This window comes from Antrihabitans spumae, from assembly GCF_043944905.1.
Taxonomy (GTDB): domain Bacteria; phylum Actinomycetota; class Actinomycetes; order Mycobacteriales; family Mycobacteriaceae; genus Antrihabitans; species Antrihabitans spumae.
Map to the genome: position 1 here is coordinate 67203 of NZ_JBIMSN010000003.1, position 13853 is coordinate 81055.

18 protein-coding genes are annotated in these 13853 nt (G+C 63.7%); 6 read left to right on the forward strand and 12 right to left on the reverse strand.

Annotation, left to right across the window (positions count from 1 at the left end; all coding sequences use genetic code 11):
- Positions 1-7: 7 nt before the first annotated feature.
- Complete coding sequence (locus tag ACHIRB_RS00980; protein ID WP_395113545.1) at positions 8-850, reverse strand: ABC transporter permease; 843 nt, start codon at positions 848-850, stop codon at positions 8-10.
- Positions 847-1821, reverse strand: coding sequence for an ATP-binding cassette domain-containing protein (locus tag ACHIRB_RS00985; protein ID WP_395123231.1), 975 nt, complete (start codon positions 1819-1821; stop codon positions 847-849). Before ACHIRB_RS00985 ends, ACHIRB_RS00980 begins: the two co-directional genes overlap by 4 nt.
- A 78-nt stretch (positions 1822-1899) precedes the next feature.
- Between ACHIRB_RS00985 and ACHIRB_RS00990 the strand changes: the two genes are divergently transcribed.
- The 3 genes from ACHIRB_RS00990 (at position 1900) to ACHIRB_RS01000 (ending at position 3228) form a co-directional block, all read left to right on the forward strand.
- A complete protein-coding gene (locus tag ACHIRB_RS00990) occupies positions 1900-2190 on the forward strand; it encodes a maleylpyruvate isomerase N-terminal domain-containing protein (RefSeq protein ID WP_395123232.1) in 291 nt (96 codons plus the stop codon).
- An 81-nt stretch (positions 2191-2271) separates the two neighbouring features.
- On the forward strand, positions 2272-2688 hold the full coding sequence (locus ACHIRB_RS00995; RefSeq protein ID WP_395123233.1) for a hypothetical protein: 417 nt from the start codon (positions 2272-2274) through the stop codon (positions 2686-2688).
- A 132-nt stretch (positions 2689-2820) separates the two neighbouring features.
- Positions 2821-3228: a winged helix-turn-helix transcriptional regulator gene (locus ACHIRB_RS01000; protein ID WP_395113548.1), complete on the forward strand. Its 408-nt coding sequence runs from the start codon at positions 2821-2823 to the stop codon at positions 3226-3228.
- A gap of 16 nt (positions 3229-3244) precedes the next feature.
- Here the strand turns inward: ACHIRB_RS01000 and ACHIRB_RS01005 are convergent, their stop codons facing one another.
- Positions 3245-4768: a flavin-containing monooxygenase gene (locus tag ACHIRB_RS01005; protein ID WP_395123291.1), complete on the reverse strand. Its 1524-nt coding sequence runs from the start codon at positions 4766-4768 to the stop codon at positions 3245-3247.
- A 52-nt stretch (positions 4769-4820) separates the two neighbouring features.
- Positions 4821-5774 carry a class A beta-lactamase gene (gene bla, locus ACHIRB_RS01010; protein WP_395113549.1) on the reverse strand — a complete coding sequence of 318 codons (954 nt, stop codon included), beginning with the start codon at positions 5772-5774 and terminating at the stop codon, positions 4821-4823.
- Between the two features lie 137 nt (positions 5775-5911).
- Between bla and ACHIRB_RS01015 the strand changes: the two genes are divergently transcribed.
- The gene (locus ACHIRB_RS01015; protein WP_395113550.1) at positions 5912-6805 is read left to right on the forward strand and encodes a LysR family transcriptional regulator; all 894 of its coding nucleotides are present in this window, start codon (positions 5912-5914) and stop codon (positions 6803-6805) included.
- A 14-nt stretch (positions 6806-6819) separates the two neighbouring features.
- On the forward strand, positions 6820-7722 hold the full coding sequence (locus ACHIRB_RS01020) for a serine hydrolase (protein WP_395113592.1): 903 nt from the start codon (positions 6820-6822) through the stop codon (positions 7720-7722).
- A 68-nt stretch (positions 7723-7790) separates the two neighbouring features.
- Here the strand turns inward: ACHIRB_RS01020 and menE are convergent, their stop codons facing one another.
- The 8 genes from menE to ACHIRB_RS01060 all read right to left on the reverse strand — a co-directional run bounded on the left by menE (position 7791) and on the right by ACHIRB_RS01060 (position 13015).
- Positions 7791-8939 carry an o-succinylbenzoate--CoA ligase gene (gene menE / locus ACHIRB_RS01025; RefSeq protein WP_395113551.1) on the reverse strand — a complete coding sequence of 383 codons (1149 nt, stop codon included), beginning with the start codon at positions 8937-8939 and terminating at the stop codon, positions 7791-7793.
- A 53-nt stretch (positions 8940-8992) separates the two neighbouring features.
- Positions 8993-9307 (reverse strand): DUF3349 domain-containing protein, encoded by a 315-nt coding sequence (locus ACHIRB_RS01030; RefSeq protein WP_395123234.1) that lies wholly within the window; start codon positions 9305-9307, stop codon positions 8993-8995.
- 10 nt (positions 9308-9317) lie between these two features.
- Positions 9318-9647, reverse strand: a complete 330-nt coding sequence (locus tag ACHIRB_RS01035) for a DUF3349 domain-containing protein (protein ID WP_395113552.1) — start codon at positions 9645-9647, stop codon at positions 9318-9320.
- A gap of 4 nt (positions 9648-9651) precedes the next feature.
- Positions 9652-9942: a hypothetical protein gene (locus ACHIRB_RS01040; RefSeq protein ID WP_395113553.1), complete on the reverse strand. Its 291-nt coding sequence runs from the start codon at positions 9940-9942 to the stop codon at positions 9652-9654.
- An 18-nt stretch (positions 9943-9960) separates the two neighbouring features.
- Positions 9961-11160 (reverse strand): inorganic phosphate transporter, encoded by a 1200-nt coding sequence (locus tag ACHIRB_RS01045; RefSeq protein ID WP_395113554.1) that lies wholly within the window; start codon positions 11158-11160, stop codon positions 9961-9963.
- Between the two features lie 105 nt (positions 11161-11265).
- Entirely contained in the window at positions 11266-11658 is a 393-nt protein-coding gene (locus ACHIRB_RS01050; RefSeq protein WP_395113555.1) for a VOC family protein, read from the reverse strand.
- A 4-nt stretch (positions 11659-11662) separates the two neighbouring features.
- Positions 11663-12106: a hypothetical protein gene (locus ACHIRB_RS01055; protein WP_395113556.1), complete on the reverse strand. Its 444-nt coding sequence runs from the start codon at positions 12104-12106 to the stop codon at positions 11663-11665.
- Between the two features lie 15 nt (positions 12107-12121).
- A complete protein-coding gene (locus tag ACHIRB_RS01060) occupies positions 12122-13015 on the reverse strand; it encodes a 1,4-dihydroxy-2-naphthoyl-CoA synthase (RefSeq protein ID WP_199703534.1) in 894 nt (297 codons plus the stop codon).
- A gap of 133 nt (positions 13016-13148) precedes the next feature.
- On the opposite strand from ACHIRB_RS01060, the gene ACHIRB_RS01065 reads away from it, so the two are divergent.
- Positions 13149-13796: a PaaI family thioesterase gene (locus ACHIRB_RS01065; RefSeq protein ID WP_395123235.1), complete on the forward strand. Its 648-nt coding sequence runs from the start codon at positions 13149-13151 to the stop codon at positions 13794-13796.
- Positions 13797-13853 lie beyond the last annotated feature (57 nt).

The window sequence follows — 13853 nt, forward strand, 5'->3', positions numbered from 1 at the left end:
TAGGGCACTAGGCCTTTCGCATGTACATCCGGACGGTGAGTGGTGCCATGATCGCGACCAGGACCGCCGCGCCGAGCAGCGACCACACGACGTGGATACCGAAGTGGCCGTCGTTCATCAGCTCACGAATCGCGCTGACGACCTGGCTGATCGGATTGACCTTCACGAAGGCTTGCAACCAACCCGGCATTGTTTCGACGTTGACGTAGGCGTTGGACAGGAATGTGAGCGGGAACAGTACGAGCAGTGAAATGCCCTGCACGGAAGAGGCTTTGCTCATCATGACGCCCATAAACGCGAAGATCCAGCTGACCGAGAACGAGCAGACGATCACCAGGATGCCTGCGGCCGCGACGCCGACGATGCCGCCGCCCGGGCGGAAGCCCATCGACAGACCGACCACGATGGTGATGACCGTCGCAATCGCGTAGCGAATTACGTCGGCGAGCAGTGCACCGGAGAGCGGTGAGATACGAGCGATGGGAAGGGATTTGAATCTGTCGAAGACACCTTTGTTCATGTCCTCGCGCAGTTGCACACCGGTGACGACCGACGTCGTGATGACGGTCTGGACCAGGATGCCGGGAATGATGATCGGGAGGTAGCTCTTCACATCACCGGAGATCGCGCCGCCGAAAATGTAGCTGAACATCAACGTGAAGATGACCGGCTGGATGACGACGTCGAACAGCTGCTCGGGGTTGTGCTTGATCTTCAGCACGCCGCGGTAGGCCATCGTGAACGAGTTCTCGATCGTCTGCGTGATGCTGATGCTGCGTGCTGTCGGTACGGGACGGATGGGTGGTTCGGGGGATTTGGTGTCGCGTTCTGCGACGGCTGTGGTTGTCACGCGACGCTCTTCTCTTCTGCGGTGTGTCCGGTGATGGTGAGGAAGACCTCGTCGAGGCTCGGTTTGGAGACTGTGATTTCGTCGACGACAATTCCGCTGTCGCGCAGGCGAATCAGAAGTTCCGGCGTCACACTCGAGTCGGTCATGGGGGCGGTGAGGCGGCCCGCCTCGGGGGTGATCGCAACGTCGACGCCGAGGTAGGAGGCAACGATCGAGCGAGCGTCCGCCGTATGGGAACGGTCGGTGAGGGTCAACTGAAATGACGACACTCCGACCGATGCTTTGAGTTCGTCGGCGGTACCGTCGGCGATCACCTTGCCGCGGTCGATGACGGCGATCCGATCGGCAAGTTGGTCTGCTTCGTCGAGGTACTGCGTTGTGAGAAGCACCGTCGCGCCCTCGCGGACGAGCCGTCGGATCGTTTCCCACATCTGTGCTCGAGTTCGTGGGTCGAGGCCGGTGGTCGGCTCGTCGAGAAACAGCAGCGGAGGGGCCGAGATGAGGCTGGCGGCGAGGTCGAGCCTGCGTCGCATACCGCCGGAGAAGTTCTTGAGCGGCTTTGTCGCGGCTTCGGTGAGGTCGAACTCTTCGAGCAGTTCCGTCGACTTGCGGCGGGCATCGGCGCGGCTGAGGCCGAGCAACCTGGAGAAGATGATCAGGTTTTCGGTCGCCGACAGATCCTCGTCGACGGATGCGTACTGGCCGGTGACGCCGACCAGTGAGCGGACCGCTGTCGAATCCTTGACGACGTCGTAGCCGAAGATCCGGGCGCTCCCTGCGTCCGGGCGTAGGAGGGTCGCCAACATACGAAGGGCGGTGGTCTTGCCGGCACCGTTCGGGCCGAGAATGCCGTAGACCGCACCCTGGGGGACGGTCAGGCTGACACCGTCGACCGCGCGCTGCTGGCCGAATTTCTTGACGAGTCCGTCCGCCTCGACGGCGGGGACTGCTGAGGTTGCGGAGAAGTTCATGATGCAACCTTCACTGCCCGTTCTTGCACGCCACTTGCGCGGCGATTGCGTCCGCTTTCGGCGGGTAGATTGCGACGCATGCGTGCAGACAGGATCGCGGCCTTGCAAGCCGAGCGGACGACGGTACTGGACTATTGCAACGCTCTCACCGACGCGGAGTGGTCGGCCCCGAGTGCCGCGTCGGGCTGGACAGTCCAGGACGTTGTGGCGCATCTCGGAGCGACCGCACGAGCGCCGTTCACGCCGGAGCTCATCACGTTGTTGCGGACCAAGGAGATCGAGCGGACCAACGACGTCGGCGTGGCGAGCGGGACGACAAGACTGCGGCCGAAGCGTTGGCCGAGTTCGAGACCTGGAGTTCCTGGGTAATCAGGGCAGCGCGACCCATGCTGGCGCCACTGATCCGTCGAGCTCGGTTTCCGATCGGTGAGCTGGGGACCTACCCGCTCGGTGTGTTCACCTCCCGTGTACGTCTACGAGTGGCATCTACATCTGCGGCACGACATCGCGTCCGCGCTGGATCGTCCGGTCCCGCCGACCGACGACAACCGGATGGCAGCGGTCGTCGAGTGGCTCCTCGCCGGCGTCGAGCAGATGAACAAAGACGAGATGCGGTGGCTGGACGCCGGGGTGTCGCTGAAATTGCTTGGGAACGGTGGCGGTGTCTGGCGCATCGATCCGGCAGGCAAGGGACGGTTGCGTGTCACCGAAGGTGAGGGTCCGGGGACGGTTGCCAAGATCGTCGCGCAGGCGGAAGAGTTCCCGGTGTGGTCGACGACGAGGCGGCCGTGGCGCGAATCGGACGTCACGGTCACCGGCGACACCGAGGTCGGTACCCGGTTCTTGGATGCGCTGAATATCGTGTAGGCCGCAAGCGGCTCGTGAGTCTTTTCGGCGCGCCCGACCACCGAAAAGACTCACGAGCGGCGGAGGCGCCTATGGTGTAGCTACCCGTTGGGTAGTAGGTACCTGGCGGTGTCTTAGCTGGTGGAGGTAGGCGTGGCGACAAGAACTGCAGCACAGCGGCGTGAGGAAGCGAAGCTCGAGTACGACGCATTTATGGCCGCTTGCCCGTCCCGGCAGCTGCTCGATCGGATCAGTGACAAGTGGGTCGGGCTGGTCCTCGCTGCCATGGCGGACCGTCCTCGGCGCTACGGGGAATTGTCCAAGGATGTCGCAGGGGTGAGCCCGAAGATGCTGACCCAGACCCTGCGTTCACTCGAACGCGACGGCCTGGTCGCGCGGTACGTCACGGCCGAGGTCCCTGTTCGGGTCGACTACGAACTCACCGATCTAGGGCACAGCCTCATGCCGCTCATGCGGGCCATAAAGTCGTGGGCCGAAGCGCATATGGACGATGTGCACGTTGCGCGTAGCGAGTACGACCGGACTGCAGCGTCGGCCTGAGGGTCGAACGGGGCTGTCATACAACGTCATCCGTGCCGAACGGAGCTGCCTTCGCCGTGACTCGAAGGTCGTAGTCTGCCGCGACCGGTTGGGCTTCGAGCACCTCACGATGGCGGTCCGGCGACCACGGCCACAGCTCCGGCAACCCGTCCTTGCCGAGATACCAACTGGTGCAACCGGTTGCCCACACGGTATTCGGCAGTGCGGCACGTAGCTCCGCATTGAATTGCTCTGTCGCTCGAGCTTTGGGTGCGACGGAGTCGAATTCACCTTTGCGCCAACGGCTTATCCATGCGGTGATGTGGTCGGCCTGGGTCTCGGCGATGGCGGTGAGCGAGTAGTTGCCGACCGGACTGTGCGGCCCCATCAACATGAAGAAATTCGGAAAGCCAGGTAGCGCAACGGTCAGGTGCGCCCTGGGTCCTTCGGCCCACAACTCGTCGATCGTGCTGCCGTCGCGTCCGACGAGGTTCATCGGGCGCATAAATGCGTGCGCGTCGAAACCCGTTGCCAGGACGATTACGTCGCACTCGTGCAGCCGGCCGTCGGTCGTGACGATCCCGCGCTCCTCGACGTGGTCGATGGCCTCGGTGACCAGCTCGACATCGGGTCGTTGCATCGCTCGATAGAAACCTGCCGAGATGACGAGCCGCCGGCACATCGGCTGATAGTCGGGTGTCAGCTTGCGACGCAGATCGGGGTCGCGCACGGTGCGGAGATTGGCGCGACACGCCTGCGAGATTGCGCGGCGTCGCCAGCCCGGCGCCACCAACGCCTTCGAAAACCATTCGAAAACACCGCGATAGCCGCGGTACCCCAGACGGTCCAGTACCGGCAACCGACGATGGACCGGCGCGGCAAGCGCTGTGTAGGACGGATTGGGTAGCGGAAGAATCCACTGGGCGCTGCGCTGAAACAGCGCGAGACGACCGACCTCACCCGACAATCCGCACACGATCTGCACCCCGGTCGACCCGGTACCGATGACGGCGACACGTCGACCCGCCATCTCGACGGTGTGATCCCAGCGAGCAGAGTGCATGATTGCGCCACCGAAGTCGTTCAATCCCTTGATATTCGGATAGCGGGGCTCACGCAGGATGCCGGTGGCCGAGATCAGAAAATCGACGACCGAATCCTCTCCGGCCGCGGTCCGCAGCTGCCACCGATCGTCTGCGAATCGGGCATCGACGATCTCCGTGCCGAAGCGAATCCTGCCGCGTAGCTGGTGGCTGTCGACGACCCCCGCGAAGTACGACTGGATTTCAGCGCCAGGGGAGAACAGATGCGTCCAGCCGGGGTTCGTCGCGAACGTGTACTGGTAGAAACGCGACGGCACATCGCAACTGAGTCCGGGATAGGTGTTGTCGCGCCAGGTCCCGCCGATCTCGTCGGCCTTCTCGTAGATCGTGACGTCGGTGATGCCCGCATCGAGAAGTGTTATGGCCATGCAGATTCCGGACATTCCCGCACCGACGATCGCGACCGTCGGCATGCGCAACGCGGTCGTTTCACCGAGCGCAGCGTCGGGTGACTTCATCGTCATGGTAGCCACGGTAGGCGGTGTGCGGCCGTTGCGGAATCGCCGAGGGTCAGCCCAACTGTGCGAGGACTGCCGCGGTGGCGTCTGCGATCACCTGATTGTTGCCCGCGGCGTCCGCCTGATCGGTCAGGCTGTCGGTCAGAACCACTAGGACAACGGGTGTGCCATCGGGTCGCCAGACGACACCGGCGTCGGTGACGGTCCCGTAATCGCCCGCACCGGTTTTGTCGGCAGCGGTCCAGCCGGCAGGCAGGCCTGCGCGCATCCGCTTGTCCGAGGTTTGGCTCGCCCGCATCCAGTTGACCAGTTGCTCACGTTCGGCCGATCCGAGTGCGTCTTCGAGCAGCACCGCGTTGTAGCCCGCCGCGAGACCGTCCGAGGTCGACGTGTCTCGTGGGTCGCCACGCAGAGCTTCGTTGAGTTCGGGTTCGCGGCGGTCGAGGCGAGTGGCGTCGTCGCCGACGGATCTGGCGTACGACGTAATCGCGGCTGGTCCACCGATCGTGTCGAGCAGGTAGTTCCCCGCGGTGTTGTCACTGCGGGTCAATGCTGCGTCGGCGAGTTGTGCCAGCGTCAGCTGCGTGCCGACTGCTTCCGATGTGACCGGCGAATTCACGACGACCGTGCCGGGCTCTATCGTCCTCTTGTCGTCGAGCGACACAGTGCCAGCTGCGACGGCGCGAAGGAGCGCGGCAACGGCATAGGTTTTGAAGGTCGAACACATGGCCAGGCGTTCGTCCGCGCGATGTCGGTAGCTTCGACCGTCGGTCGGATCGATCGCGGTTACGGCGATTCGGGTCGAGTATCGAGATTCGAGGGCGGACATATCGGCGTCGAGCTTCTGGCTGTCCAACGGCGCTGCCGTTGTACTGGAAGTGGTTGTGCTGTTGGACCTTTCGGTCGTCTCGGTGCACGCGCCGAGTAGCGCGGGCAACGTGAATACGACGGCACACAGGGCGAGTTTCGGACTGCGGCGCACAGGCTTCGACAGGGTTCGGCTCATAAATTCACTATCGTGTCCCGCGAAAGGCGATGCAAAGACGATCCCGCGTCCGCCGCGAGTCGATTTCGATATCGGTGCTGCTGGGGGGCGGATTCGAGCACCGAAGAAATCCTGGTCGGTTTCCGAAGGCTGGTTGAATGGTGAGCATGGACCTGCTCCGCCATCTGAAATTTTTCGTCGCGGTCGCTGAGGAGGGCCATTTCGGGAACGCGGCGGCCCGCCTCGGCATGACGCAACCGCCGCTGTCACAGGGCGTTCGGCGGCTCGAGAATCGGCTCGGCTCGGTCCTCGTCGATCGTGGTGGGCGTCGCGTCGGACTGACCGACGCCGGACGCCAACTGCTGCCGCGCGCTCGGCTGCTCGTCGCCGATGCGGCGCGATTCGAGGACGAAGCGCTGCGCATCGCAGGAGGCCGTCACGCAGTTGTTCGTTGGGGCACAACGTCATCCGTCACCGATGAGGTCGTGCTCGAATGCATAGGCGCGCTCGTCGCCGTCGACTCCGAGGGAGACCCGAAGGTCGAAACGACCACAGCCGCAACGGCAGACCTCGTGGAGAGCGTCACCAGCGGACTGCTCGACGTCGCCGTGATCGAACACCCGGCGCTGCTGACCGATGTTGCAAGCGGCCCTGTGCTGCAACTCAGGCGGTGGGTCATCGTTCCGTCCAGCCATCCTGTCGCATCGGCAAAACGGCCGCAGGCGCGCATGTTTCGCGGTCTGGCGCTGTCGACGGGTCAGCGCTCGGACAATCCGGCTGCGTACGATCTGTTCGTCGACGGCTGGCGTGCGCGAGGTCTCGACCCGGAGCTCATCGTCTCCAACGGGTCGCGAGAACTGCTCGCGCAGGTGGCGGCCGGACGCTGTTTCGGCGTCACGGCCTCCCCACCCGCGTCGATGCCCGGCGTGACGTGGGTCGAGTTTGCCCCGGACGCTCTTGCCTTGCGCGTGCGAACGATCTGCCGCCGAGGTACCGACGCGGCGTTGCTCGCAAGGACGCTCGATCGCGCGATCGGCGGAGCCCGGCCGTGAGCAGGTCGGCGGCGATGTCTCGGTTCGAGTTCACCGAGAAGCGGATCCGCGACGTGTTCGCTGACGCGGGGTGCGTCGGTTGGTTGCATGCGCGCAGGATCGGACCCGATTCGGCAGCGCCGACGGAATGCGTCGACGTCGACTCCGACGATCTCGTCGTCACCGCATCGGTCTACAAGCTGCCTCTGATGGTGGCGCTGTGCAGGGCTTTCGACTGCGGCGAACTGTCGCCGACCGACACGGTGCGGGTCGATCCCGCGACCTGCACGCTCGGGCCGACGGGCCTGTCGATCTTCCAGGACCCAGTGGAACTGAGCGTGCGCGACCTCGCGAGGTCGATGATGACGGTGTCCGACAACGGTGCCGCGGACATCATCCTGCGTATGGTCGGGCTCGAGTCCGTGGCGAAAGTTCTTGCCGAGCTTGGCTTGTCGCGAACTCGAATCGTCGGCGGCACAGACGACGCGCACCGAATGCTGCGCGCCGACATGGACGTGCACACGACGAGGGAGGCATTCGAATCGCTCGCCGACAGTTTCGACGAGCGGACCTCGACTGTGTACGACCCTGCCTTCACGAGTGCGACGACTCCGCGTGAGATGACGACGCTGCTGAACGCGATCTGGATGGGAAATGCGGTGTCGGATATCTCCACACAGTTGGTCAAAAGGGTGATGTCGGAACAGATTTGGCCGCATCGAATTCGATCGGGGTTTCCCTACAGCGGAGTTGTCGTATCCGGCAAGACCGGAACGATCGGCGCAATCCGCAATGAGGTTGCGGTGGTGGAGTTTCCAGGTGAGACAGCCGTCGCGGTCGCGGTGTTCACGCGGGCGGCCCGGGCCGACCCGCTGCTTCCCGTCGTCGACCAGGCGATCGGCCGGGCCGCGCATCTGGCTGTGACGGAACTTCGCTAGGGCCTTCGGCCTCGTGAGTTCTTTCGGAGGGCCGGCGCGCCGAAAAGACGCACGAGCGGTGGAGCCGCCTACTGCCCGAAAAGGGCTCGCACGGCCGCTCGATCGACCTTGCCCGGCCCGCGCAGGGGTAGTGCTTCGACCACGAGCAGCTCGCGCGGCGCGGCCGTCGAATCAAGCTCTTGCGCAACGTGATCGCGAATATTTCCCAACGTCGGCGTCGCACCGGGTGCGGCGACGACCGCAACGACGACACGTTCACCCAAGCGTCGATCGGCGACACCGACGATCGCACATTCGCGGACGTCGGGATGGCTGAGAATCGCGGCTTCGACAACCTGCGGGACGACCGTGAGACCGCCCGTCGAGATGGCTTCGTCCAACCGTCCCGTGACGGTCAGGATGCCGTCGCTCACCGTGCCCGCATCGTCGGTTCGGAACCAGCCTTGCCGCGCGAACGATGGGTGCTCGGGTAGTCCGCGATACCCGGTAGCAACCATCGGGCCGCCGAGCACGACGCGGCCGTCCTCGATCTCGACCAGGGCACCGTCGAGGGCAACCCCGTTGTAGACACAACCGCCGCACGTCTCGCTCATTCCGTAGGTCCGGAACAGCGTGATACCTGCGTCGGTTGCCTTCTCGCGCAACCAGACCGGAGTCGCCGCCCCGCCGAGCAGCACTGCATCGAGACGCGTCAATGCAGCAACGCCCGCCGCGTCGTCGAGCGCTTTGACGAGCTGCGTCGGGACCAGTGAGGTGTAGCGGCGGGGACCCGGCATCGCATCGATCGCAGGTGCCAGTGCCGCTGGATCGAAACCGTCGGAGACATCGAGAACCACCGGCGGAAGGCCTGCAAGTATGCCCCGAAACAGGACTTGCAGACCGGCGATGTGGTGGGTCGGCAGTGCAAGCAACCAGCTGCCTGCTCCGCCGAGTCGCTCGTGTGTCGCGGAACCGCTCGCACGCAACGCGGCTGCCGACAACATCGCGCCCTTGGGGGTTCCCGTGGTACCGGACGTCGCGACGACAAGTGCGACGCCGTCTTCTATCCGCTCACCCGACGCAAGCGCCCTCTCGAGCCGAGCCGTCTCGCGGAGGTCACCTGCAGGGACCGGCAGGACCGCTGAGGTGTTGCCCGCCAATACTTCTCGCAAGACAGGAAGTATTTCGGCAACGGCATCGCCGGACGGCACAGCCAGCGTACGAAGTGTGTTGCTCACTCTTCGATGGTGTCACGCATCGCCGTCGGGAACGGTCGGGGTGCCTGACACCACTAGGGCGATTCGAGATCCGTCGTCGGATCGGCAGTCGGCCAGCCGCCCGCCGCGAGTCTGGAGCTGACCCGATCCACATCGGAGGACAGCGGCATCTCGTCAGTGATCTTGGTGATCATCACTTGGATGTCGGTCTTGTCGATGGGAAGGTCGCCCGCGGTGACTAGCGCTGTTGTGATCTGTTCGACCTCGTCGTCGGACAGCTTGCGAGTCAGTAATGCCAAGAGTGGAACGTAGTCCCTTTCGGGCACGCCCTCGGGATAGCCGGCACGGAGCCAGCCGAGGACGTTGGCGAGAAATGGCGGAAGTGCCAAGGTGGTCAGCTCAGTTGTCCGACGGATTGGCCAGTGGCCATCCGCCCGCTGCCAGACGCGACGCTACGCGTGCGACATCGTCGTCGCCGGGCTGCTCCAACGCGACTTTCGCAATTGCATCCTCGATCTCACTGCGTTCGATAACACCGTCTTCGGCGACGGCGTTGGCAATCAACTGATCGGCGATCTTGCGGACTTCGAATTCGGTCAACCGACGGTGCAGCACGGCGAAGAGTGCGATGTAGTCCTCGCGGGGCACACCCTGCGGGTATCCGGCGCGCAGCCAACCGATGACGGTCTGGAGTATCGACTGATTTTCCGCGTTCGTTTCTGCAGTCACGTGATTATCCTTTCGCCTTTGCCCCGAAGAGGGAGATGTCGAAGCTGGTAAGGATGAAGTCCTTGGCAATGAAGAGAACTCCCGCGATAACGGAGAGCAAGACCAATGCGAGCAGAGCAGATCCGGCGAATGCCATCACCGGATTACGGCGACCGACCGTACCGTCTGCATTGATCTCGTTGACCGCGAGGAACTTGATTCCGTAGGCGAATACGACGGGCAGCCCGGCGCCGAATACGAGGCCGATGGCGACGACGCGCCACAGCGAGTCGACGGTTTTGAGGAAAGTATCCATGTTCTACGTTCGCCCTTCTCAGACGTTCGCCGGGTCGGCGGGGGTGCTCGTCTTGACTTTTTCCGAAGGAGGCGTGAGTCCGCCGTCCCAGTCTTCGTTGACGTTCGAGGTGTCGACCGGGTTTTTCTTCGAGCGCAGGTACATGTAGCCCGACAGCGCGACGAGGATTCCGAACACAACGAGCACGCCACCGAGTCCACCGATCGCGTGAGCGAGGGCCCAGCAGATTGCGCCGACGATGCCGGCGGCAGGCAGGGTGAGCAGCCACGCGGCGGCCATCCGACCCGCGACGCCCCACCGGACCTCCGCGCCCTTCTTGCCGACGCCGGTTCCGAGGATCGAGCCGGTTGCCGTCTGTGTGGTCGACAAGGGAAGGCCGAAGTGGCTGGACGTCAAAATGATTGCTGCAGATGAAGATTCAGCCGCGAATCCCTGCGGCGACGCGATCTCGACAAGCCCCTTGCCGAGCGTGCGAATGATTCGCCAGCCGCCGAGGTAGGTACCGAGCGCAATGGCCAATGCACAGGAGAGTTTGACCCAGAAGGGCATCTCCGAATCACCGTTGATCGTGCCATGGGCAACGAGGGCCAGGAAGATGATTCCCATCGTCTTCTGCGCGTCGTTGGTGCCGTGTGCGAGCGAAACGAGTGACGCCGACCCGATCTGGCCCCAGCGGAAGCCTTCTTCCTTGTTCTTCTCGTTGACGCGATCGGTGATCTTGTAGACCGCGAACGTGCCGATCGCGGCGACGAGGCCGGCGACCACGGGAGCGAGCAGTGCGGGAACGAGGATCTTGTTGACGACGCCGTCGGACCCCTTTGCCCAGATGACACCGCTGGTTCCCAGCGCGGCAATCGTCGCTCCGATGAGTCCACCGAAGAGAGCGTGCGACGAACTCGATGGAATGCCGAAGAGCCACGTTGCGAGGTTCCAGAGAATGCCGCCGACGAGTCCGGCGAAGACGATCACGAGAAGGTCTTGGCCTTGCACGGTTTTGAGGTCGACTATTCCTTTGGCAACGGTTGCGGCCACTTCCACGGAAAGGAAGGCGCCGACAAGGTTGAGAACAGCGGAGAGGCCGACTGCCACCTTCGGTTTGAGTGCACCGGTAGCGATCGATGTCGCCATCGCATTCGCGGTGTCGTGAAAACCGTTGGTGAAGTCGAAGGCCAGAGCCGTTACGACGACGATTAGGAGGACGAGGAGTTCAGCGCTCACGCGATTAGTGTGCGTACTCGATCCACGGAAAGCCAGCCAGGGTCGCGGGTGTTCATCTGCCGTCCACCAAGTGACCGATATGCCCGGATATGCAGGAGGTTTACGTCACGTTGTAGTCGACCGTGTGTCGCGTCGCAAAGGATGATCGTCGGGTATCTGGACGACGACGATGCTTACTCCGTCGGGGTCGGTGATCCACATTTCACGCAGTCCCCACGGCTCCTTCTTGGCTTCGCGATCGATGGGGACCCCCTTGGCCGCCAACTCGCTCTGCGCCTTTGCCAGGTCCTTCACCTGAAGCCAAATCGCGCCGTCGAAGGAGCTCGACGCTCCGGTTCCGCTGTACGACGTCACCTCGATCAAGCCCTGACCGGCGAAGAACACAGTGCCGCCCGGGTACTCGCGGGCGATGGCAAGGCCGATCACATCGCGGTAGAAGGTGAGCGTGCGTGCGTGATCGGCAGGACGCAAGATGATTCTGCTGCTGAGTACCTGCATCGCTTCAAGCTCCCTGGATCGGCCGTGCCTCGTGGTGTCGACGCCCGTGTGTGCGTCGTGATTCCTTCATCTCGGCCTCGAATAGATGCCGCTTTCCACCCTGCAGTTCGTCGCGAATCCGCTTGTCCGCCTCGCGAAATGCCGACCAGTAGCCGTCGTCGAACTCCTCGACCAACTGAAAGGTCCAGCGACCCTCGACGACGTTTCGGCCGACGAGTTCGTCGCGTAGCTGCTGCGCTGTCGCCGCGTGTCCGGCCTCCTCGAGCGCATCGGCTGCCTCGCCGAGCAGTAGGTCGGCGTGGCCGGTCAGCTGATGGAAATCGTAGAGATGTCCGCGTGCGCGTTCGATGGTCTCCAGCGCTTCGGACACTTTGCCGACCGCTGCGACCGTCTCGTCGGTGACGCCGTCGGGTCGGACGTGTTTCTCGTGCGGTTTCTGCGGGTCCACAACTTCAGTCTTACCTCAGAAGTACCAGGGGTAGGGGGACCAGTCGGGTTTGCGCTTCTCCAGGAACGAATCCCGACCCTCGACGGCTTCGTCGGTCATGTACGCCATCCGTGTCGCTTCGCCGGCGAACAGTTGCTGGCCGACCAGACCGTCGTCGGCAAGGTTGAACGCGTACTTGAGCATGCGCTGGGCCTGCGGCGACTTGCCGTTGATGTCGGCCCCCCATTCGAGGGCGACGTCTTCCAGGTCGGCATGGTCGACAACTTTGTTCACAGCGCCCATGTTGTGCATCTCGTCGGCTGTGTAGGTGTGGCCGAGGAAGAAGATCTCGCGGGCGAACTTCTGTCCGACCAACTTCGCGAGATAGGCGCTGCCGTAGCCACCGTCGAAGCTGCCGACGTCGGCGTCGGTCTGCTTGAAGCGCGCGTGCTCGCGGCTGGCGAGAGTGAGGTCGCAGACGACATGCAGCGAATGGCCGCCGCCGGCGGCCCAACCGTTGACGAGGGCGATGACCACTTTCGGCATGAACCGGATCAGCCGCTGCACTTCGAGAATGTGCAACCTGCCTGCGCGCGCCTTGTCGACGGTGTCGGCGGTGTCCCCGCTCGCGTACTGGTAGCCGCTGCGCCCGCGAATACGTTGGTCGCCGCCGGAGCAGAACGACCAGACGCCGTCCTTGCTGCTCGGCCCGTTGCCGGTCAGTAGTACGACGCCGACGTCGGACGCCATCCGCGCATGGTCGAGTGCCTGGTAGAGCTCGTCGACGGTATGCGGTCGGAACGCGTTCCGAATGTCGGGCCGATCGAACGCAATTCTGACCGTGCCCTGCTCGACGTGCCGGTGGTAGGTGATGTCGGTGAGATTTTCGAATCCCGGAACGGGTCGCCACAGCTGCGGATTGAAGGTCACCTGCCCAGCCTAGGTAATGCCTCTGGTTGTCACGGTCATCACGTGCACGAAGCAATGTCGAGTGCGTCGCAGTTCGGTGAAAACCTGCCGGGCAAATCTGACACCGTATAACTGCATCGGCTAACGTGACCGTATGAGTGAACAGGCAGCGAACGGCCAAACCTCCGTGGACGAAGAGTACGAACACCACGGCGGATTTCCGAAGTTCACCGCTGCAACGCCCGGACCCAATTTCGGGCCGTTCATCCAGGTCATGCGCACACTCCAGGACCTCGCCGTGTCGATCGATGCGCCGGACGACGTGCTCGCCGAGGCCCGCACGCAAGCCGAAGCACTCGCAGCGCTGTTGGCCCCCTACGAAGCGAGAGAGGGTGAAGCCACAGGCGGGCGCGTGATCGGACTTCCCGGCCGCGGCAGTCTGCTTATGCTGCCGTGGATGATCGAGAAGTTCGACGCCGAAGGTGTCCGCAGCCGTGGAGTGTTCCGGCGCTATCACCTCGGTGGCAACGCAGCCGCACACGGCGGCGTCCTGCCCTTGCTTTTCGACGATATTTTCGGCATGACCGTCCACGCCGCCGGCCGACCGATCAGCCGAACCGCGTACCTGCACATCAACTACCGCAAGGTCACGCCGCTCAACGTGCCGCTCGTCATCGAAGGTCGGGTCGATCGCGTCGAAGGCCGCAAGGCATTCGTCAGTGCCCGTCTCTCCGACGAAGCGGGAACGCTGCTCGCGGACTCCGATGCATTGATGGTCCAACTTCTTCCCGGCCAGCAGTAAGGCGTTCGCGCACGCTTCGGCCTAGACTCGGCGCGAGGCGCAGTGTGCAGGGTCCGG

Bases quoted from the DNA above. Each gene is read 5' to 3' on its own strand.
- ACHIRB_RS00985 (WP_395123231.1), bottom strand. From the start codon at position 1,821: ATGAACTTCTCCGCAACCTCAGCAGTCCCCGCCGTCGAGGCGGACGGA.
- ACHIRB_RS00990 (WP_395123232.1), top strand. From the start codon at position 1,900: ATGCGTGCAGACAGGATCGCGGCCTTGCAAGCCGAGCGGACGACGGTA.
- ACHIRB_RS01005 (WP_395123291.1), bottom strand. From the start codon at position 4,768: ATGAAGTCACCCGACGCTGCGCTCGGTGAAACGACCGCGTTGCGCATG.
- bla (WP_395113549.1), bottom strand. From the start codon at position 5,774: ATGAGCCGAACCCTGTCGAAGCCTGTGCGCCGCAGTCCGAAACTCGCC.
- ACHIRB_RS01015 (WP_395113550.1), top strand. From the start codon at position 5,912: ATGGTGAGCATGGACCTGCTCCGCCATCTGAAATTTTTCGTCGCGGTC.
- ACHIRB_RS01020 (WP_395113592.1), top strand. From the start codon at position 6,820: ATGTCTCGGTTCGAGTTCACCGAGAAGCGGATCCGCGACGTGTTCGCT.
- ACHIRB_RS01040 (WP_395113553.1), bottom strand. From the start codon at position 9,942: ATGGATACTTTCCTCAAAACCGTCGACTCGCTGTGGCGCGTCGTCGCC.
- ACHIRB_RS01050 (WP_395113555.1), bottom strand. From the start codon at position 11,658: ATGCAGGTACTCAGCAGCAGAATCATCTTGCGTCCTGCCGATCACGCA.
- ACHIRB_RS01065 (WP_395123235.1), top strand. From the start codon at position 13,149: ATGAGTGAACAGGCAGCGAACGGCCAAACCTCCGTGGACGAAGAGTAC.